We start from the raw sequence: 21,762 nt of genomic DNA on the forward strand, positions 1-21,762 counted from the left end.
TTTCCGTAACTGAAATCTTTTATCTTAAAATAAAATTACTTATTTGCTTAAAACCAGATACAGCCAATGTCATTTTCCCCATGTATTAAACGATAAAATCCTTATTCAACTTCTGTACTCCCAGTCCTGCTTCGGTTCCCCATGATATTTTATTCTTACTGTAACTGATCCCGCCTTCGATCGAGTTACCCGTCAGCATTAAGGGGGCATCAAAATCATACCTTGTTACATTGGGGCGGCTTGCTGCAAAATGGGCGGCTGCTGTGATGCCAAGTTTTGTTTCAATCATGCTTCCGACCATACACTCCACGCCATATACCTCGGCCAGGCTGGCGATCTTCATCGCCTCGTGAATACCTCCTGCTTTCATTAATTTAATATTAATAAGATCTGCTGCTTCCTGTTCCAGAACGTGTCTGGCATCCAAAGGAGAAAAAACACTTTCATCAGCCATGATTGGTGTATCCGTATGATCTGTAACATATTTTAATCCGGCAATATCATGTCTTTTCACCGGTTGTTCAATGAGCTCGATATTTAATCCGAGATCTTCCATTTTCCGGATGGCTTTAACTGCTTCTTTTCTTTCCCACCCCTGATTTGCATCCAGCCGGATGATGACTTCTTTTCCTGCACGCTCGCGAATGGACTGAATCCGGGCAATATCCTTATTTATATCGTCTTTACCGACCTTAATCTTCAAAACATCAAACCCATTATTTTTATAATCCAGCGCATCAGCTGCCATCTGCTCCGGACTGTTGACACTGACGGTGTAATCTGTTTCGATTGCTTCACTATAGCCGCCGAGAAATTGCACGAGCGGCATATTTGCTTCTTGGGCAATACAATCATACACCGCCATATCCACGGCTGCTTTGGCACTTGTATTGCCTACTAAACTAGTATGTATTTTTTCAAATATCTGCTCGGGGTGGTGTAATGATTCACCAAGCAATACCGGCTTTAGAATTTCCTGGACAGCGTATTCTATACTCGCCAGACTGTCCCCTGTGATCACATGGGTCGGCGGTGCTTCCCCCCAGCCGGTAATACCATTGTCGGCAGCTATTTTTACGACAATCGTTTCTGCCACGGTCACCGTGCGCAGTGCTGTTTTAAATGGCGTGTGCAGCGGGATTTGCATATTATATGTTTCGATTGATTGTATATTCACGACGATCGTCCTCCAATTTACCGGTAACAATTATTTATTTTATTTGGATAGCCCCACGTACTCCACCGCTATAATCGGGCAGACTATTTTACACCGGGAGCTATCTTTAATGTTTTTTCCTTTGTTGACATTACTGCTTTGGTTCCGAGCGGGACGGAGAAATGCGGAAAGCAATGGCCAATTTTAAAGCCGGACATCACCGGACAATTGAGACCCCCAAAGTAATCGGAAAACACTTCGGAGACGGAAAGGGTTGTTTTTAAGTCGGATTCTGTTTCGGCAAAATCGCCGAGGATCACCCCTGCTGCTGCTTCCAGTTTTCCCGCCAATTTCAGTTGGTTCAGCATGCTGTCGATCCGGTATGGTTCTTCGCCGATATCCTCCAATAACAACAACTTATCCTTTGTATCTATTTCAAAAGGGGTGCCGATCGTACTGGCAATGAGTGACAGGTTTCCTCCAATGAGTTCCCCTTCACTTTCGCCGGATACGAGTACATCAATCGGGGAGATTTTTTCCGTGTAGATAAGATCAGCAGGCTGAAACAGCTGCTTGAAAAGCTTTGCGGATAGTTCATCAAAATCGTCCTTTGCTACATCGGAAACCGCCATGGGACCGTGAAATGTGATGAGGCCTGCCTTTTGCCTGATTGCTGTATGTAAATAGGTAATATCACTATATCCCCAAATAATTTTCGGGTTATTTTTCACTAATGAATAATCAATGGATGAAACAATGCGTCCAGCACCGTAACCGCCCCGGGCAAAAATAATTGCTTTTACTGTGTCATCTGCCAGCATCGCATGTAAATCAGTCAGGCGTTCTTCATCTGTTCCGGCAAGATAGCCGTTGACATGGGAAATATATTTTCCCAGCTTTACATGCAGCCCCATCTCCTCAAAGAATGGAACAGCTTTTTTCAGTTTATCCGTGTCTATCGGTCCGGATGGAGCGATGATGCCGATCGTATCCCCTTTTTTCAGTCGTTCAGGTAAGATCATGCAGCTTTCTCCTTTCTGTAAAAAAGGAGCGGCCCATGCAGGAAGATGGGCCTTTCTCCATTTTTTATACACTTGAACATGTTCTTATGCCTATTACTCCAAATCAGCATATTTTAAATCAAAATAGCCTACCGGATGACGCAGAATGCCTGATATTTCCTCCGATTCCAGCACGACTGTGTTGTAGTAACGGATTGGCATGGCAATCATTTCATCTGCCAACAATCTTTCTGCTTCATACAGGTATTCCCATCGCTGTTCTTCATCGGTTTCTGCTTTTCCTTTTTCAATCAGCTCATCATATTCTTCGCTGGAGAAACCGGTACGGTTCATATAGGAATCCGTGATGAAGCTTTCCAGGAAGTTTACCGGGTCATTGTAGTCATTAATAAATGAACTTCGGGAAAACTGAAGTTCCAGGTTTTGCTGTGATTCAGCAAAAACATTCCACTCCGTATTTTCCAGCGTTGCTTCCACACCAAGTGTTTCGGAGAGCATGCTCTGCATTGCTTCCGCCACTTCCTGGTTCAGGTCACTTGTGTTATAGGAAATAACGATGTCAGGAAGTTCGTCATAGCCTTCTTCTTCCATACCTTCTTCAAGCAGCTGCTGTGCAAGTTCCGGATCATAAGAGACAAGGTCTCCATTTTCATCTCGGAAATCGGAACCGTCTGGTGCGGTAAAGCCTGGAGAGACAAATCCATAGGCAGGCTCTACGCCATTTTTAACAACGTATTCAGCAATATCAGCCCGGTTTACCGCGTGGGCAAACGCCTGTCTGATTTTCTTATTCTGGAAAGGTTCTTCCGTAATGTTAAAACGGAAAAATTCCAGGCCGCCGTAATCACCAATAAATACGTTATCGTCATCGATCAGCTGGTCGGAAAGCTCCGGCGGAATGCTTGCCGTGTGCAAATCTCCACTTTCAAACATTTGATACTGTGTATTTGTATCATTTACCATGGCAAAGTGTACGCCATCCAGATTCACCGCATCTGCATCCCAGTATTCTTCATTTTTCACCATGACCAATTCGCTGTCATGCTCCCATGCCTCAAGGTCAAAAGGCCCGTTGGCAACAAAGGTATCTGCTTCTGCATGCCAGGAAGGATTCTCTTCTGCTACCTGGTGGTTAATCGGGAAGAATGCCGGATTTGTCAGTAAATCCAGGAAAAACCCTGTTGGTGAATGCAGTACAACTTCCAATGTTTTATCATCCACTGCTGTTACTTGGACGTCATCAGCTGAACCTTCTCCATTATTGTATTCCTCTGCTCCTTCGATAAAGTAAGCAAGAAATGCTGCCGGGGAAGCTGTTTCGGGATCAAGCATATACTTCCATGCAAATTCGAAATCTGCAGCTGTTACCGGATCTCCATTGGACCAGTTTGCCTCTTCCCGGATGTGGAAGGTATACGTTAAGCCATCATCGGAAATATCCCAGCTTTCTGCCACCCCTTCCTGGGCGGTATGATCTTCAGCAAGGCGGGTCAAACCTTCCATCAGGTTGTTTAATGGATCCCATGAAACTGCGTCAAATCCAATGGACGGATCAAGTGAGGAAGGTTCTGTGCCATTGTTCAGGCGCAATATTTTCTCCCCTCCGCTGTCCGTTTCTGCAGCATCGGCATCCTCATTACCATCATCGGTTTCCTCTGCCGCATCGGCATCTCCGGTATCATCCGGTTCCTGGCCGGCATCTTCATTCGCCGTACAAGCAGCAAGTACCAGTGCCACAAATAAGGCAAACAAAACTAGTAAAAACTTCTTCATCTTAAAGCCCCCTTTAATTATTTTGCGGCTGTAGCAGCCAGCAGTTTTTTTGCCCGCTCATCCTGCAGCCAGCAATCCACACTGTGTGAATCGCTTAAAGCAGTACTTGCGGGATAAACTTTATCACACACCTCCATGGCAAAAGGACATCTCGCTGTAAACGGACACCCTTGTGGAGGTGAGAATAAATCCGGTGGTGTTCCTCCTATCGGAATTAATTTCTCCCCTTTCAAATCAAGCCGGGGAACGGATTTCAATAAACCTTGTGTATAGGGATGCTCCTGTTTATAAAAGATCTCCCGTTTTGTTCCTGTTTCGATGATCTTCCCTGCATACATAACAGCAATACGATCAGCGATTTTTGCAACCACCCCCAAATCATGTGTAATTAATATGATAGTAACTCCTGTCGCTTCCTGAATTTTTTCAAAAAGCTCCAGAATCTGTGCCTGTATGGTTACATCGAGCGCTGTCGTCGGCTCATCGGCAATGAGCAGCTCAGGCTCGCAGATTAACGCAATAGCAATTACAATCCGTTGGCGCATTCCGCCGCTGAATTGGTGCGGATATTGCTTCAGCCGTTCTTCGGGATTGGGTATTCCTACCAAATCCATCATTTCCAACGCCTTTTCTTTGGCGGCATTACCACTGATATTCTGATGCTGACGGAGCCCTTCCATCAATTGTGTGCCAATCGTTAATGTCGGGTTTAACGCCGTCATCGGGTCCTGAAAAATCATTGATATATCCACGCCGCGAATCGCGCGCATTTCCTTTTCCGATTTCTTCGTTATGTCCTGTCCTTTAAATAAAATCGTACCGTTGGAAATTTTGCCGGGCGGGTTCGGAATGAGCCGCATAACGGCATTCACAGTTACACTTTTACCGCAGCCGGACTCGCCGACGATGGCCAGTGTCTCTCCTTTATCCAGGGAAAAACCAACTCCCCGGACCGCTTGAACAGTCCCGCCATATGTTTTAAATGTGACATGCAAGTCTTTTACTTCCAAAAGTTTTTCCAATTTCCTCACCTACTTCCTTAACTTCGGATCCAGGGCATCCTGCAGTCCGTCCCCCAATACGTTGAATGCAAACATCGTAAAGGAGATAAAGAATGCCGGGAAGAATAATGTCCACCAGTTCCCTGACAAAATCGCTCCGAGGGAGTCGTTTGCCATGACACCCCAGCTGGCATATGGCGCTTGTATACCAAGACCGATGAAGCTTAAAAATGCTTCTGCAAATATCGCTGTGGGAACTGTCAGGGTCATTTGCACGATAATTGGCCCCATCGTGTTCGGCAGCAGGTTTTTCCTGATAATCCTGGATGTCTTTGTACCAAAAGATTGAGAAGCGAGGACAAATTCATAATTCTTAATCTGCATGACCTGTCCCCGCACAATTCGCGCCATCCCAACCCAGCCGGTGACCGACAGTGCAATAATAATTGTCGTCAGGCTCGGTCCAAGTACAACAAGCAGCAAGATGACAACAAGCAAGTACGGAAGTCCGTAAAGAATCTCGATAATACGCATCATGATGCCATCTGCACGGCCGCCTTTATAGCCGGCTACCCCACCGTAAATAATCCCGATGGAGACATCAATTAACGCTGCCATAAAGCCGACAAACAAGGAAATTCTTGCTCCGTGCCACGTACGGGTAAACACGTCTCTCCCCAGATTATCCGTGCCAAACCAATGTTCCGCAGACGGGGCCTGGTACTGATTGGATAGTTCCTGTTTATTCACATCATAAGGGGAGAGCATCGGTCCAAATATGGCCATGAAAATGAGCAGGACCAAGAATACCAACCCGACCATGGCCATTTTATTTTTCACGAGCCGCTTCCAGGCATCCTGCCAATAGGACAGGGATGGTCTGGAAACCGCCTCGGCAGCATCTTTGTCCTTTCTTTTCCAACTGAACCAGTCATCCGGAACTTGGGAAGGACTGGAAGGAAGGCCATTCGTTTTGTTCGTCTCCATGTTACTCGCCTCCCTTTCTGCTCGCCTTAATTCGCGGATCCAATATGCCATAAGCGATATCCACCAGGAACAGCATAATAATCAGAAAGGCACTGTAAAATACTGTTGTCCCCATAATGACCGGATAATCCCGCTGATTAATGCTTTCCACAAAGTATTTACCCATTCCGGGAATGGCAAAGATTTCTTCAATGACAAATGTTCCGGTTAAAATCCCTGCCAGCAGTGTACCCATAATAGTTACCACCGGCATTAATGCATTTCTGAGTGCATGCTTGATGACAACCTTCCACGGGGCAAGCCCTTTTGCCCTGGCCATTTTAATATAGTCCTGCGTCAGCACTTCCAGCATCGTCGATCTCGTCAATCTGGCAATAATCGCCATCGGACCGGTCGCCAATGCCAGTGTCGGCAGCACCATATGGGCCGGACTTGACCAGGTTGCGACCGGAAAGATGGACAGGTTTACCGCAAGCTGCTGAATGAGCAGGGTCGCAAGAATAAAGTTCGGTATGGATATACCAAGAACGGCAAAACCCATTGCCATATAGTCGATAATGCCGTTATGCCTCAGGGCGGCAAAAACACCAAGGGCCACCCCTGAAATTAATGCGACTACGACTGTTATAATACCCAGCTCTGCTGAGATGGGAAAACCTCTCCCGAGCAGATCATTTACCGATTGATCCGGCTTTTTAATCGATGGGCCAAAATCAAAGGTAACAATTGATTTAATATAGAGCAGATATTGGACGTAGTATGGTTCATCCAAATTGTAATGCGCCTCCAGGTTCGCCTGAACAGTTTCATTGGAAGCCCGTTCACTGTTAAAAGGCGAGCCCGGAATGCTGACCATGAGAATAAATGTCAACGTAACGATAATCCATAATGTAGCTATCATAATGAGCATGCGTTTTAATATGTATTGCAGCATTTGTATTCCCCCCTCCGGAAAACCCGGCGTTCACCATCGGCTCAGGATGGTGAATGCCAATCATTTTGCAGGCAGCAAGTTGAGGCTGCCTGGCATCTATCTCTAACACATGATGTCTATGAAAACTTGGTTTGCAATGCCAGTTCTATCATCACAAGCATAGCCCGGTAAGCTTCCAGTATATCCTTTGCCTGGTAGCGGACGGTTGTGGTTCCGGGGAGGATCTCTGTTCCCGGCATTAAGTGAGCCCATTCCGCCTGTCCGTAATTTGCAAATTCTATTTTTAGTTCCGGATGCTTGGGCGGTTCCAAAGGATAGACCTTTTCCCGATTTTCCAGTGCTTCTTTTACTTTATCCGTCAGTAGTAAACCAGCTTTTTTTGGTGTAAGACTTTTCACTGATGACCTGGAGATCGACTTTTTTACAATAGCAGTAGTAATCCCTGGGATTAATTCATTTGCCTCTTTTGCTGCCTGTTCATCCCCGCTGACAAGCACTAGCGGAACTCCAAAATGACCGGCAACATATGCATTAAACCCCATCTCTCCAATGACATGGTCGTTTATGTAAAAATTACGGACAGCATGAATCATGGAATGAGACATGACGCCGGGCATTCCTGCTCTGGAATGGTAGCCGATAAACATGGCAGCGTCATATGTTTCATTAAGACCCTGTACCATCGAAAACGGTTTCACGTCTCCAGTAATTAATTCTGCTTCATCATGCAGGCAGTCAATAAGCAGATTATTCATTTTTGAGTGGCTATCGTTCACAAGAATCTCTTTGCAGCCATATTGGTGAGCAGCATCAATCACGTAATTTGTTTCCTCAGTCATTATTTTTCTGGCTCGTTCATAATTATGTTCATTTGCCAATACGTATGTATAGTCGGGCATGCCTGAGATCCCTTCCATATCCACCGAGATGTAAAGTTTCATGAAGTTAGCTCCTTTATGTTGGAAATTTTAAAAATCAGTATGTAGAGATGCCGGATATTTCCTTGTTTACCTAAATAGTTTTGCATCTAATTAACCGGAAAAAAGCTTATCCGTTTATTTGATTGCGTAATTTTCTTACAATATTACCACAGTATTAACGGAATGAAAAGTCGCAAAATGAAGAAATATGACAACAAATTTTGCTTTTATACTTACAATCTTTTCCATCCTGACAATAGTGCAGATTATTGCTAAAGAATGTATGATAAGATATTTTTACTTTTTTGAAAAATGACGTTATTTTCATTTGAATATTTATATTATACGACGATTTGCTCATTTTCGCCATATTTTTTTAAAATTAATTTATTTTATTAAATGAGGGTCGAAAAAAATGGGCAAATACGGGATGGTCATGTCCCTTATGTTTACTGGGAGAATGGCTGTACATAAATATAAGGAGAGGCCAGATGCCACTATACTTGAATATACAGCAGGAGAACCAGACGCGGAAGTCCATGGATCAAGTGGTTTTTATTAGGTCATAGTGAATGCAGGTTCCTGCAAAATAATTCCAGGCAGCAAAAAACAGATGGATAAGAATCTCCATCTGTTTTTTGCCTGCAATATAGAATTCATTATGAAAGCTCAGCAACAATTTGCTGTGTCGGTTGATAATCTACTTGTACAAAAGGCTCAAGCTTATTCCCATTTTCATCTACGCGTTCAATATCCGCTCCAAGAGATGCAAGCTTGCCTGTAATATTTACATAACCGCGGTCAAGATGTTTTAATTCGGTTACTCGCGTTATACCATCAGATCGTAATCCAGCCAAAATGAGCGCTGCCGCTGCACGTAAATCTGTTGCTGCAACTTCTGCTCCCTGCAGGTCACTCGGACCTTCCATAATGACACTGCGACCTTCTATTTTTAACTTGGCATTCATGCGACGAAATTCCTCTACATGCATAAAGCGATTTTCAAATACGGTTTCAGTAATCACACTGGTGCCATGTGCAGTCAACATTAATGCCATCATCTGAGATTGCATGTCGGTTGGAAATCCGGGATGAGGCAATGTTTTAATGTCTGTTGCTTTTAATTCCTTAGGTCCAATGACCCGAACACCGTTTTTCTCTTCCGTAATGATGACGCCCATTTCTTCCAGCTTGGAAATAACGGAACGTAAATGTTCACTTTCTGCATTTTCAATTAGAACATTTCCACCGGTAATAGCCGCTGCTACCATGAATGTTCCGGCTTCCACACGGTCGGGTATAATAGCATGTTCAGTTCCTGTTAGCTTTTCAACCCCATCAATACGGATGGTCTCAGTTCCTGCCCCCACTATTTTGGCACCCATTTTATTTAAATAGTTAGCCAAATCAACAATTTCCGGTTCTTTGGCACAATTTTCCAGAATGGTTCTCCCTTCTGCCAATGCTGCTGCCATCATAATATTTTCGGTAGCACCTACACTTGGCATATCCAGATAAATTTTTGCACCTTGAAGACGCCCATTAACATGAGCTTCCACAAAACCATTTCCAACATGTACTTTTGCTCCCATTGCTTCAAAACCTTTTAAATGCAGGTCGATCGGTCGTGAACCAATCGCGCATCCTCCAGGCATGGCAACTTTCGCATGTCCGTATCGTGACAGCAGTGGTCCCAACACCAAAACGGATGCCCGCATTTTTCGTACATATTCAAAAGGGGCTTCTGTTTGCAGCTTTGCCGAGGCGTCTACAGAAACGGTGTTATTTTTAAAATGCACATCTGCATTCATATTTCGTAATACTTGGTTAATTGTATATACATCAGCTAATTCAGGTACATCGGTAATCCTGCTCTTCCCTTCACTTGCAAGCAGGCTTGCTGCAATGACAGGTAAAACTGCATTTTTAGCACCCTCTACTTTGACGGTGCCTTTGAGCTGTTGTCCGCCTTTCACGATGATTTTATCCATATTTTCAAGTCTCCTTCAGATCCAGTTTCACATTATATTAATATTCATTTAACAGGATAGGTGTTCCAATCGTGTATGTAACTCTCTCTCGATCAATAGCTGCATCGAATCAGTTACTTATGGGTATATCGGACGGTTTCTTCATTTCCCTTCACAGTCATATATACCCGAAAACAGCTTTTTTATTCATGGAACTTACCTAACAATGTCGGTTTTTGTCTTTTTTTCCTTTTACTGCAACTGTATGTTATCTTTTTTTAAAATAACCAATATCCATTATAGCATTATTAACTATTGGCAGACAAGCACATTTTTTGCTCCGTCATCCGGTTTGTTTTTCTCTCTTTAACACGGTAGAAGCTTATCGTTTTGCACTTGACTTAAGATGTTTCAATCGCCTGAATGCATGAATCATCTATAGTATTCGTCTCAAACCCGCATATTTTGACACGGTTATAATTAGTTTAACCGATTATCATTTTTTGTGGTAGCGTATTGAACTTTTTTTCTTGTGTTCACACAAATGTCAGAATTATGGATGGAATTGGATCTTTTTTGTAGGTATATAAAGAATCGTCGGAAGGAGAAAACGTTAGGGTAAGGGAAGAGGCTGGGAGAAAAGCATATCCTTAATGGGGGAAGCCATACTTTAATAGACAGCCCTCTCCAGCGCTGCTCTCTGGTTTCTGCATTCCGATTGTGAGCCAGCTCTGGCTGATGCCTCTATCCTTAAAGACAAGTAGTGTGCTTCGGCAGCATGACATCTTTGGGAGTAAATGCAAACCATTTTAAGGAGTCTCCTTATGTTGCCGAAGCAGTGATTCTAAGTGTAAAACATTCAGTTCTTAAATAATTTTAATTTTGTCTTCAGTCCTAAAACAAGTACATGAGATCCCTGGACCATTGCAGGATCTCCAATACGAATCTGCTGATACCCGTACCAATTACGATGGCAATAAAAAGAAAGAAAATCCTCGCTTCTGTTGTACGCCCTTTGCGAATGATTGGTTCGAAGTTTATCCCCAACATTACTTTCCATGTTATGTAGATAAAAAGCAGATGCGATATCATACTTATGATTGCTAATTGTCCTATTGGTATCATATAAAGCCACCTTTATTTCTTGCTATTAGCAACTTTGCCATGTATTAAGCTGGAAGTCAAATCATTTTATTGATGTAAGCACTACCAAATTCAACAAATAACATGACGTTATTTTAATATGGAGCATGAATTTTCATTTCCCGGGAAATATCGACAGCGGGGCGTGTTATTCCAAATATTTGAATTTTTGTCTTTTTTACTTGCGCCTGTGAAAAAGCTGCTTCTTTGGTTCGATTTCTATTAGTAATCGAGTTGCAACAACTTTCGCAGTACGTACCAGACAGATTAACCTCATTTAATATCCACTTTTTAACATTAATGTATCCAATACTTCCTTCATCCCCTCAGTCACCGAGATCAGTTGATTTATTTCTTCGATTACAGAATGCAATAATCTCACAAATCAGAAAAAAAACAAGCTCCTTCAGAAAAAAATTGCAACAGGAGAATCTTCCCCTTGTTGCAATTTTTTATTTTCCTACATTCAATCGATTCATTGCTCGTTTGAGTGCTAATTCGGCCCTTTTGAAGTCAATATCATCTTGTTTGGACTGCAGTCGGCGTTCGGCACGTTTTTTTGCTTCTTGTGCGCGTTGGACATCAATATCCACTGGCTTTTCCGCAGACTGGGCAAGAATGGTTACTTTATCGGGTTGAACCTCCATAAAGCCGCCATTTACAGCCAGTTGATCCTCACTATTTTCCCGTTTTAAACGAACGGGACTAATGGATAATGGGGCAACGAGTGGGATATGTCCCGGTAAAATACCAAGCTCTCCACTTTCTGCCCTGCAGCTGACCATATCAAATGTATCTTCCAATACAGGGCCATCAGGAGTAACAACACTCACCGTTAGTGTTTTCATGTAACCCCTCCTCATCAGGCATGAAGGTGGCCACTATTTCAGGACAGCGCCTTTCTGCAGCCACCAATTTTATTTTATGCTGAAATTATACTTCCATCTGCTTTGCTTTTTCCACTACTTCTTCTATACGTCCGACAAGACGGAATGCATCCTCCGGCAAGTCATCATGTTTCCCGTCAAGGATTTCCCTGAAGCCTTTGATTGTTTCCGAAACAGGCACATAAGAACCTTTTTGTCCGGTAAACTGCTCTGCAACGTGGAAGTTTTGTGATAGGAAGAATTGAATACGACGTGCACGTGCTACGACGAGTTTGTCTTCATCTCCAAGTTCGTCCATACCTAGAATTGCAATGATATCCTGCAATTCTCTGTAGCGCTGCAATGTTTGCTGTACTTCAGCAGCTACCTCATAATGATCCTTGCCGACTACTTCCGGGTCCAGTGCACGGGATGTAGATGCAAGTGGGTCCACCGCCGGGTAAATACCCTGCTCGGAGAGTCCACGGTCAAGGTTTGTTGTGGCATCCAAGTGTGCAAAGGTAGTAGCTGGTGCCGGGTCTGTATAGTCATCCGCAGGTACATAAATAGCCTGGATGGATGTAACAGAACCTTTATCTGTTGATGTAATACGTTCCTGCAGTTGTCCCATTTCCGTTGCAAGTGTCGGCTGATAACCAACGGCAGATGGCATACGTCCAAGCAGGGCGGATACCTCCGAACCAGCCTGTGTAAACCGGAAAATATTATCAATAAACAGAAGTACGTCCGCACCTTTTTCATCACGGAAGTACTCAGCCATTGTCAGTCCAGTCAGCGCCACACGCATACGTGCACCCGGCGGCTCGTTCATCTGACCGAATACCATGGCTGTCTTCTCAATAACACCGGAATCTTTCATCTCATAGTAAAGGTCATTTCCTTCACGGGTACGCTCCCCAACCCCGGCAAAAACAGAAATACCACCATGCTCCTGGGCAATGTTATTGATTAATTCCTGGATCAATACGGTTTTACCAACACCGGCTCCACCGAAAAGTCCGATTTTTCCACCTTTAATATATGGTGCCAATAAGTCAACTACTTTAATTCCTGTTTCCAGAATTTCTGTTTCCGTAGACAGGTTTTCAAAGTCAGGTGTCGCTCTATGAATTGGATCACGGCGAACGTCATCTGCCAGATCTTCATCAAGATCTATTTTTTCACCTAACACGTTAAATACCCTTCCAAGAGTGACATCTCCAACAGGTACAGAGATTGGATTACCCTGATCTAGTACCGAGTTGCCACGCTGAACGCCTTCTGTACCAGACATAGCAATCGTCCGTACCGTATTATCCCCAAGATGAAGTGCTACTTCCAGAGCGAGCTCTGTTGTGCCTTCATCTGATTCTACCTGGACAGTTAAAGCATTATATATTTCCGGGAGCTGGCCGTCTTCAAACTTTACGTCAACGACAGGTCCCATAACTTGTGTAACTTGTCCTTTACTCATGGCTTTCCCTCCTAACTGGCATTTATAGTGGCCGGAATAATTACTCCAGTGCTGCTACCCCGCCACTGATTTCTGTTATTTCCTGAGTGATCGCTGCTTGACGGGCCCGGTTATATGTCAAGGTTAAGTCATCAATCAACTCACCGGCATTGTCTGTTGCACTGCGCATAGCCGTCATACTTGCCGCGTGTTCACTCGCTTTTGCATTCAGTAATGCTCCGTATATCAGACTTTCGGCATATTGTGGCAAAAGTACTTGCAAAATCTGCTGTTCGTCTGGTTCATACTCATATTCGCTATCATTATTGCCATCCTGCATGTTTGCTATCGGCAGCAATTGTGTTGACGTTACTTTCTGGGAAATAGCACTAATATAGTGATTATAAATAATATGCAATTCATCGATCTCTTCATCTGCATATAATTGCACCGTCTCGGATGCCAGATCTTTTATATCGGAAAATTCCGGGTGGTCGGCAATTCCGAGAATGCTTTTGGATATCGGCAGGTTTTGCTTTTTGCAATACTCATATCCATTACGTCCTACAGCAATAATGGTATACTGATCTGTTGAACTGTGTCGCTCATTGATCGTTTGCTGCAGTTTTCTCAGAATATTACTGTTATACGCACCGACAAGACCGCGATCAGTGGTGATGACCAGGTATCCAGTCTTTTTCACTTCCCGTTTTTCCAGCATCGGGTGGGTGACATCAGTGGAACTTCCCGCAATATCCGCTACAACTTCCTGCATTTTTTCACTGTATGGTACGTAATTTTTTGCATTTTGCTCTGCCTTTGCCATTTTGGAAGCAGATACCATTTCCATCGCAGAAGTTATTTTTCTTGTTTTCTTTGTTGAGTCAATTCTTCCTTTAATATCTCTTAATGATGCCAAGCTTTTTCACCGCCCTCTCTTATTAAAAGGTCGTAATCTCAGGATTATTTATTTTCGCCAGGCAGGAATGTTTTCTTAAATGATTCAATTGCATCGTTCATATCATTTTCTTCCGGCAGGTTGCCTGTTTCTTTAATCTGATTCAGCAACTCTTTCCGGTTGTTATCCAGCCAGTCACTCATTTCTGCTTCAAACCGGGTAACATCCTCCACTGCAATATCATCCAGGAACCCTTTTGTTAAAGCATAGAAGATCATTACTTGTTTTTCCACATCGATCGGTTTATTCAATCCCTGTTTCAGCACTTCTACTGTGCGCTCACCACGGTTCAATTTAGCCTGTGTCGCTTTATCCAGATCTGAACCGAATTGGGCAAATGCTTCCAGCTCACGGAAGGATGCCAGGTCAAGACGCAATGTACCGGCAACTTTCTTCATCGCTTTGATTTGCGCAGACCCACCAACACGGGATACAGAAAGTCCTGCGTTAATGGCCGGCCGTACACCGGAGAAGAATAGATCCGACTGCAGGAAGATCTGGCCGTCTGTAATGGAAATAACGTTCGTTGGTATATAAGCTGCAATATCTCCAGCCTGTGTTTCCACAAATGGCAATGCAGTTAATGATCCACCGCCTAAATCATCGCTTAGCTTGGCTGCACGTTCAAGCAGACGGGAGTGGATATAGAACACATCACCCGGGAAAGCTTCACGTCCCGGCGGACGGCGCAATAGCAAGGATAATTCACGGTAAGCAACAGCCTGTTTCGATAAATCATCATATACGACTGTTACGTGTTTGCCGTTATACATGAATTCTTCACCCATAGCTACACCTGCATATGGTGCAAGGTACTGCAATGGCGCCGGGTCGGATGCCCCTGCAGAAACTACGATGGTATAATCCAGGGCACCGTGACGGCGGAATGTTTCAACCGTACTTCTTACCGTGGATTCTTTTTGTCCAATCGCAACATAGATACACAGCATATCTTGGTCTTTTTGGTTTAGAATTGTGTCAACTGCAACAGTTGTTTTACCTGTCTGACGGTCCCCGATAATTAATTCACGCTGTCCACGGCCAATCGGTACAAGCGCATCAATCGCTTTAATACCGGTTTGCAGCGGCTCATGAACGGATTTACGATCCATAACACCAGGTGCCTGTGCTTCAATGGGACGTGCTTTCGTCGTTTCGACAGGCCCTTTTCCGTCTATCGGCTGGCCGAGCGGGTTAACCACACGTCCCAGCAACTCTTCCCCCACCGGAACTTCCATGATCCGGCCTGTACGGCGTACTTCATCGCCTTCCTTTATGTCCGTGTATGGACCGAGAATAACAATACCAACGTTGCTTTCTTCCAGGTTTTGTGCAAGGCCCATGACACCGTTTGAGAATTCCACCAGCTCCCCGGACATGACATTATCCAGTCCGTGAGCACGTGCGATCCCGTCACCGATTTCAATAACCGTTCCGACATCGCTAACTTCAATATCTGAATCGAATGATTCGATTTGCTGCTTGATCAGCTTACTTATTTCTTCAGCTTTTATGCTCATCGCCGTTCACCCCTATCGTCATTTGTTTGCAGTCACAATGTTCCGTTCCATTCTTCTCAGTTTTCCGCTGACAGAACCATCATAAATGGTATTGCCAAGCTGTATTTTGATCCCGCCCAGTATGGTAGGATCAACTACGTTTTCAAACTGAATCGCATTTTTGGTGAAGCGTTTGGCAAAACTGCTCTCCAGCTCTTTCTGCTCGGCTTCATTCAGTTCACGGACGGAATATACGGTTGCTACTGCAATTCCTTTTGCATCATTTACCAGCTGGATAAAATGATCAATAATGGATGGTATGATCTCGCTCCGCTGCCGCTCTACAAGTAGCTTGATTGTATTTACGACATCTGCTGACAAACCTTGAAACGCCTTCTCAAGGAATTGTATCTTTTTCGCATGATGGACGCGAGGATGCTTCAGGAATGTAATAAGATTGGTATTTGTATCAAAAACTTCTTTTACTGTGCGGAATTCTTCCATAAATTGATCCAGCACTGCTTTTTCATTTCCAAGCTGGAAAAGAGCATCTGCATATCGTTTAGCAACTACTGCTTCACTCATAGCTCTTCTCCTACCTCTTTAATATATTCATTAATCAGCTTTTCCTGATCCTGTGCACTGAGTTCTTTTTCAATAACTTTGCTTGCAATAAGTACAGAAAGTGATGCAACTTGATCCTGTAATGCCTGCAGTGCTTTTTCCTTCTCATTTTGAATATCAGCCTGGGCTGCTTCCTTCAAACGGTCAGCTTCAGAACGTGCCGCTGCAATAATTTTCTCTTCCTGAGATTCTGCAGCATTTTTGGCATCTTCAATGATCTTTTGTGCTTCCTGTTTTGTCTGATTCAATTGCTCTGTCGCTTTTTGGGATGCTTCTTCCGCTTCCTTGCGGCTTTTTTCCGCCTCTTCTATTTCATTTGCGACGTAATTTTCCCGCTTTTCCATGATGTTCATTACCGGACCCCAAGCCACTTTCTTGAGGAGATACAGCAATAGAATAAAGAAGACGAGCTGAACAATCATATCTCCTACCTGAAATCCGCCGACAGTCGCACCGATTGTCAGAAAATCAACGTATTGGTGCACAGCTTTCACTCCTTTCACCCTTAAATGCAACTTTTAAGTGCTTATAACATCGTATATTTTGACTTGTGAATCATATTTAAATTAAGTATTGGCTTTGTCTTTATGTCAGTTATGCCAATAAGATGCGGTCTTTTCCATTGAACAGCACCCGCGACAGCAAAGGAACTGCTGTCAACTTGCCCTTGCATCGGACTTGCTCAGTTACAGTCAGTTTGGACGGGGGGTGTATTCCAAAGATCCTATAGCCCTCCCTGTTTATCGCTGTAAAAGGCGTTTGCTTTTTTATAACTTACATGTTTACTTTTTCCTTCATCCGGTTACATTTAAATGAAGGATTTTATTCCTGCTTACAGACTACATAAAGGAATGGCGAAGATTTCATACGAATGAACTTCGCCATCTTGTGCTGAATAAATGTATTACATTACCATAAATGCGATAACTACCGCGAAAATCGGAATCGCTTCTACCAATGCTACCCCGATAAACATAGTGGTTTGAAGTGCACCGCGAAGTTCCGGCTGACGTGCAATCCCTTCTACCGTTCTGCTTACGATCATCCCGTTACCAAGACCCGCACCCAATGCGGCTAAACCAATTGCTATTGCAGCTGCTAATGCTCCCATTTTATAATTTCCTCCTTTTTATAGTAAAACCTTATAATTTTTTATTTGACAGATAGGAAAGCACCATACTTTCTATCTTCATACATTCAACCAGCGTACACACTGAAGGCTCTATTCAGCCGTGTGCTCGCAGTTAATGGTCCGCGTTCACTTTATGTGACATATAAACCATTGTTAACATAACAAAAATAAATGCTTGGATTGTCCCAATAAATAGTTTAAAGCCCATCCAGGCCATCATTGGTAATGCTGACAATAGGAATCCTCCAACTCCCGTTACTGCCAGGCCGACCAAAAGCGTCAGCAGGATTTCCCCGGCAAACATATTCCCGAAAAGACGCAGACCCAATGTAAGCGTATTGGTAAACTCTTCAATGATTTTCAACGGGAATAAAAAGGGCACCGGACGGAAGTAATCCTTCCCGTATTCTTTAAATCCTCTCAGCTTTATGCCATAAAAATGGGTAAGTAAAACCACCATTCCGGAGAGGGTTAAAGTTAGTGTTGCATCTGCCGTCGGGGATTTCCACCACAGGTCATGATCATGTACTACCATAAATGCAACACCGGATACGTTTCCCACAAAAATATACAGAATCAGGGTCAGGCCCAGTGGCAGGAATAACTTTCCGGTTTTCCAGTCCATCGTATTACCGATAACCCCTTTAATAAATTCAACAAGCCACTCAATGGCATTTTGCATGCCGGTAGGCTTCATTTGCAGGTTTCTCGTTGCCCATGTTACAAACACGAAAACGATGGTGGAAACAATAATGATCATCATGACGTTTGATAAGTTAAAATCAAGCCATGGTATCCCGAAAACATTTTCAACTATTGGTGCTGTGTGATCCAAATTCTTCACCCCTTTTCATCAAGCATCCTTTTTCTTAGAGGCGTAAACTTACACCTGCTAGCGCGCAAAGGCCCCAGTTCATCCCCTTGCGTTACTAAGGCGATTGCCGGCAATTTAGGCAAAAACCCAGGTTCTCGTTTGGAAAAACTTCATTTTTTGCCTTTGCTGTTGGAGTTCAAGTCTTTTCGCAGTGAAAACATGAGGTAATCCAGCATGATAATAACATATGAGGTCCCCAGTCCAACAACTACAGCAATAATATGAAAGTTTTCGTCAAACCGAAGTGCGATTACTACAGCTAACGCCGCGGCAGCCAACCGGGAAAATGTACCGATGCCAACGATCGACCCCTGTTCAGCGGCAGCCTGGCCAAATTGCCTTGTTTTTCGCTGCAATAACCATAGATTATAGAAACTTACGACACTCCCTAAAAGGAGCCCGAGGAAAACTCGCGGATATGGTGTGAAGCCGGCTCCAAGTACCAATATCGAAAGAAGGTACAGCATCCATTTTCGCTGACGTATTGCCATCTTTTCAAATTGTGACATCTGGTCCACTTCTCTCATCAATTTTCGCAAATAGCTTTCGTGAATGAATGATTGCATTATTGATAGAATGAATCGTGCTTTTTATAAATAAGCGCATTGTTTTGGGGCTCATTAAGATGGGGCACCCTGCTGTTCTTCGCTGCAATTTGTTTCGCCATCCTTTGCTGAACCTGTCCACCAATCACAATCTCCATCACAGTATTTGCATCATTAACAACGGTACTATATGTATAAACTTATATGCCGCTTTAAATAGCCTCTTTTGTATGAAGGCCTTACCATTCCACACTAAGATAGTTTACAATAGCCGGTAGGTGTTGTCAATTACAATAAAGTATGTTTTCCCTTTATTATTCCGGCATTTTTGCAACCCTCTCATTCACTGCTCCCCTGCGGGTCATTTGCAATTTTTTAATAACCGTGTGCAAATTTCACAAAGCCGGAAAGTGAAGCAGTCTTAACTTGTCATTTTACTGGATTTCCTCCATAAATTTAAGTGACATTTTTGTGAACAAATTGTCATCGTTAATTCTTTTGGCTGTAGATTCGGATGCTCGGAGTATATTCAAAAAAATAATGGAGCAGCGGTCCCCGGCCGTACCGGAGGATAACCCCCCCCGGAGCGGATTTCCTGAGCCCTTTCCCGGCTTAAAAATGCAATAACGGTTTGCATCTACTCCTCCGGTTCCATATACAATTGCATCTGATAACTTTCATAGGTTCCATCTTCCAAAGCTATAGTGATAATTGCTTCATAGTGTCCCGGCTCTCCTATTTCCGCTTTTTCCAGCTGCCCTTCATTGTTTCCAACCTGTACATCTTCCAACTCCAGTAAATTGCGTTCAAACCTTAAAGTATCCGGATCATATAAATCCACCCGCACGTTTCTCGCAGGATCCGTTATATACAACTGGTAGGCAAACACCTCATCGGAAAAAGGCTTCAGTGAAAATTCAAAGCCCATCACTTTCGGATTATCCGCTTTCTGATTCACAAATAGATAAGGCAGATGATAGTTTTCCTCCCCCTCATTCAATGTCAGCCATCCCTGATGCACCCCTTCATCCAGCAGAGGGGCGGTCACTTTGATGCTCACGGGGATATTTCTTTTTTCCTTTGCTTCCAATGTTACTTGCTGTGGTAATTCCCACGTGATTCCCGGCTGATTTTTCGGATAGGAAAAATGGTATGTTTTTTCATTCTCTGTTGTATTTTCAATCGGAAATTCGGTGGATAATATCTCTGTATAGGCATCTATTTTTCCAAAAGAAAGTAATGGGTCATAAATAATAGTATTGGTTTCGATGGCTGCTTCCGGATTAATTTCTCCCATTCCCTGCATAATCGGTTCGATTGGGGTTTGATCCTCTGTTTCCATGCGGAAAGCAGTAGTTTTTAATGCACCATGAATTTGTTCATTCGTCCACTCAGGCCGGGCCTCTTTCAGTAATGCAATGACTCCGGTGGCATGTGGGGCCGCCATGCTTGTCCCTTGCATCGCCTGATACCCGCCCGGAACAGTGCTGAGGATGTTTGTGCCCGGCGCCAATATGTCCGGCTTAATATCCCAGTTCACGGTTACAGGTCCCCTGGAGCTGAACTCTGCAACCCCACTCGCCATTTCTTTATAATCGGTTTCCAGGTAGGTTGTTTTTTCGTTCAATTGTTTCTCCAGCCACAGTCCGTCTTCCTTGGAAACTGCTGCAACCGGAATGGTGACGGGGTCGTATTCATGCTGAATGATACCTTGAAATAACCCTTCTTCGTTATTATGAATAATGACCGCAATTGCCCCATTTTCTTCCGCTCTTTTCGCCTTCTCAAATAAGGAGACATCCCCACGTGCTATTAAGGCAATTTTTCCGGCATAATCATTTTCATTGCTTGTGATCGGATATGCCTTATCCACGTTCCATGGCGGGGAACCAACCATTGGAGCGAAGGCTATTTCTCTGTCATTTTTTGCTTCATATAAATAGGGAACTTCCATTTCCGGGCTGTATGCTCCAATCGACAGTGCTCCGGTAGCGGTTGCCGGTGAGCCAACTGTCCAATTTTCAGGTCCACTGTTGCCATTGGCAGTGACCACGGAAATTCCCAGTTCAGCAGCACGGTTTACAGCTAAGCTGGTCGGATAATCCGGCCCATTTACATTATTGCCCAGGGAGAGGTTGATGACATCCACTCCCTGTTCGGCTGCCTTTTCCATTGCTGCAATGACTTGAACCGAAGTCCCCCTTCCACCAGGCCCAAGGGCCCGGTAAGCATAAATCTCCGCATCCGGGGCCACTCCTTTCAAATCACCATTTGCAGCAATAATGCCTGCTACATGGGAACCATGGTTTGTTGGTATCCCTTCTGCAGGAACCGTTTCCATAGGATCATCGTCCAAATCCACCAGGTCATAGCCGCCACGATAATTGAGCTGCAGATCAGGGTGGGTATAGTCCACCCCTGTATCGATCACTCCAACCTTCACGCCTTTTCCGGTGTAGGGAGTATTATTTAAATCGGAAGGAAAAACAACACCTTCTTCCAAATTACTTACATCCTTAAAAGGGGCAGGCATCGTTTCATACGTCTGGGCAGTGTGAATACTTTTAATAAATTCCAGTGACTCCATTCGTTCCAATTTATCAGGCGCCCCTTGTAATGCAAGACCATTCAGCAGAATCTCATATGTTGCGACAACCTCAATAAAGGGATGGTATGTCTCAATATACTCTTTGTGTGCCTGTGGGTTTCCTTCCACTTCAATGATGACCGATTGGATATCTTCTCTTTCGGCTTGTATAGGTTGCGGGAGCAGGATGATGAATAATAGTATCGCCGGAAGCAGGACGAAGCGCATGAGTGGACCCTCCTTTTTCATCTAGTTTTTGGAAAAAGCAGGATATTATACACGGGCGTAGGAGGGCGTTCCCTGCCTTACCGTCATTCG

Annotated in this window: 19 protein-coding genes; all 19 read right to left on the reverse strand. The window is 43.9% G+C overall.

Annotated features, from left to right (window positions below):
• Positions 1-85 precede the first annotated feature (85 nt).
• Positions 86-1,177: a dipeptide epimerase gene (locus ACZ42C_RS11735; RefSeq protein ID WP_461180125.1), complete on the reverse strand. Its 1,092-nt coding sequence runs from the start codon at positions 1,175-1,177 to the stop codon at positions 86-88.
• Positions 1,178-1,260: 83 nt separating this feature from the next.
• On the reverse strand, positions 1,261-2,178 hold the full coding sequence (locus ACZ42C_RS11740) for a S66 peptidase family protein (RefSeq protein WP_461180124.1): 918 nt from the start codon (positions 2,176-2,178) through the stop codon (positions 1,261-1,263).
• Positions 2,179-2,271: 93 nt separating this feature from the next.
• Entirely contained in the window at positions 2,272-3,951 is a 1,680-nt protein-coding gene (locus ACZ42C_RS11745) for a peptide ABC transporter substrate-binding protein (RefSeq protein WP_461180123.1), read from the reverse strand.
• A 17-nt stretch (positions 3,952-3,968) separates the two neighbouring features.
• Positions 3,969-4,973 (reverse strand): ABC transporter ATP-binding protein, encoded by a 1,005-nt coding sequence (locus ACZ42C_RS11750; protein WP_461180122.1) that lies wholly within the window; start codon positions 4,971-4,973, stop codon positions 3,969-3,971.
• A gap of 9 nt (positions 4,974-4,982) precedes the next feature.
• Positions 4,983-5,939, reverse strand: coding sequence for an ABC transporter permease (locus ACZ42C_RS11755; protein ID WP_461180121.1), 957 nt, complete (start codon positions 5,937-5,939; stop codon positions 4,983-4,985).
• A 1-nt stretch (position 5,940) separates the two neighbouring features.
• Complete coding sequence (locus tag ACZ42C_RS11760) at positions 5,941-6,873, reverse strand: ABC transporter permease (protein WP_461180120.1); 933 nt, start codon at positions 6,871-6,873, stop codon at positions 5,941-5,943.
• A 116-nt stretch (positions 6,874-6,989) separates the two neighbouring features.
• Positions 6,990-7,814 carry a M55 family metallopeptidase gene (locus ACZ42C_RS11765; protein WP_461180119.1) on the reverse strand — a complete coding sequence of 275 codons (825 nt, stop codon included), beginning with the start codon at positions 7,812-7,814 and terminating at the stop codon, positions 6,990-6,992.
• 638 nt (positions 7,815-8,452) lie between these two features.
• Positions 8,453-9,784 carry a UDP-N-acetylglucosamine 1-carboxyvinyltransferase gene (murA, locus tag ACZ42C_RS11770; RefSeq protein WP_461180118.1) on the reverse strand — a complete coding sequence of 444 codons (1,332 nt, stop codon included), beginning with the start codon at positions 9,782-9,784 and terminating at the stop codon, positions 8,453-8,455.
• 873 nt (positions 9,785-10,657) lie between these two features.
• Positions 10,658-10,888 (reverse strand): DUF1146 family protein, encoded by a 231-nt coding sequence (locus ACZ42C_RS11775; RefSeq protein WP_461180117.1) that lies wholly within the window; start codon positions 10,886-10,888, stop codon positions 10,658-10,660.
• A 470-nt stretch (positions 10,889-11,358) separates the two neighbouring features.
• Positions 11,359-11,754 (reverse strand): F0F1 ATP synthase subunit epsilon, encoded by a 396-nt coding sequence (locus ACZ42C_RS11780; protein WP_461180116.1) that lies wholly within the window; start codon positions 11,752-11,754, stop codon positions 11,359-11,361.
• 85 nt (positions 11,755-11,839) lie between these two features.
• The gene (atpD, locus tag ACZ42C_RS11785; protein ID WP_461180115.1) at positions 11,840-13,246 is read right to left on the reverse strand and encodes a F0F1 ATP synthase subunit beta; all 1,407 of its coding nucleotides are present in this window, start codon (positions 13,244-13,246) and stop codon (positions 11,840-11,842) included.
• A 40-nt stretch (positions 13,247-13,286) separates the two neighbouring features.
• Entirely contained in the window at positions 13,287-14,144 is an 858-nt protein-coding gene (atpG, locus tag ACZ42C_RS11790; protein ID WP_461180114.1) for an ATP synthase F1 subunit gamma, read from the reverse strand.
• A gap of 44 nt (positions 14,145-14,188) precedes the next feature.
• The gene (gene atpA, locus ACZ42C_RS11795) at positions 14,189-15,703 is read right to left on the reverse strand and encodes a F0F1 ATP synthase subunit alpha (protein ID WP_461180113.1); all 1,515 of its coding nucleotides are present in this window, start codon (positions 15,701-15,703) and stop codon (positions 14,189-14,191) included.
• An 18-nt stretch (positions 15,704-15,721) separates the two neighbouring features.
• Positions 15,722-16,267 carry a F0F1 ATP synthase subunit delta gene (locus ACZ42C_RS11800; RefSeq protein WP_461180112.1) on the reverse strand — a complete coding sequence of 182 codons (546 nt, stop codon included), beginning with the start codon at positions 16,265-16,267 and terminating at the stop codon, positions 15,722-15,724.
• Positions 16,264-16,791, reverse strand: a complete 528-nt coding sequence (atpF, locus tag ACZ42C_RS11805) for a F0F1 ATP synthase subunit B (RefSeq protein WP_461180111.1) — start codon at positions 16,789-16,791, stop codon at positions 16,264-16,266. The genes ACZ42C_RS11800 and atpF overlap by 4 nt, the downstream gene beginning before the upstream one ends.
• A gap of 419 nt (positions 16,792-17,210) precedes the next feature.
• Complete coding sequence (gene atpE / locus ACZ42C_RS11810; protein WP_018930781.1) at positions 17,211-17,417, reverse strand: F0F1 ATP synthase subunit C; 207 nt, start codon at positions 17,415-17,417, stop codon at positions 17,211-17,213.
• Positions 17,418-17,550: 133 nt separating this feature from the next.
• Positions 17,551-18,273 (reverse strand): F0F1 ATP synthase subunit A, encoded by a 723-nt coding sequence (gene atpB, locus ACZ42C_RS11815; protein ID WP_461180110.1) that lies wholly within the window; start codon positions 18,271-18,273, stop codon positions 17,551-17,553.
• Between the two features lie 149 nt (positions 18,274-18,422).
• Positions 18,423-18,821 carry an ATP synthase subunit I gene (locus ACZ42C_RS11820; RefSeq protein ID WP_461180109.1) on the reverse strand — a complete coding sequence of 133 codons (399 nt, stop codon included), beginning with the start codon at positions 18,819-18,821 and terminating at the stop codon, positions 18,423-18,425.
• 673 nt (positions 18,822-19,494) lie between these two features.
• Entirely contained in the window at positions 19,495-21,672 is a 2,178-nt protein-coding gene (locus tag ACZ42C_RS11825) for a S8 family serine peptidase (RefSeq protein WP_461180108.1), read from the reverse strand.
• Positions 21,673-21,762 lie beyond the last annotated feature (90 nt).

The sequence above is a fragment of the Virgibacillus kimchii genome (assembly GCF_055379185.1).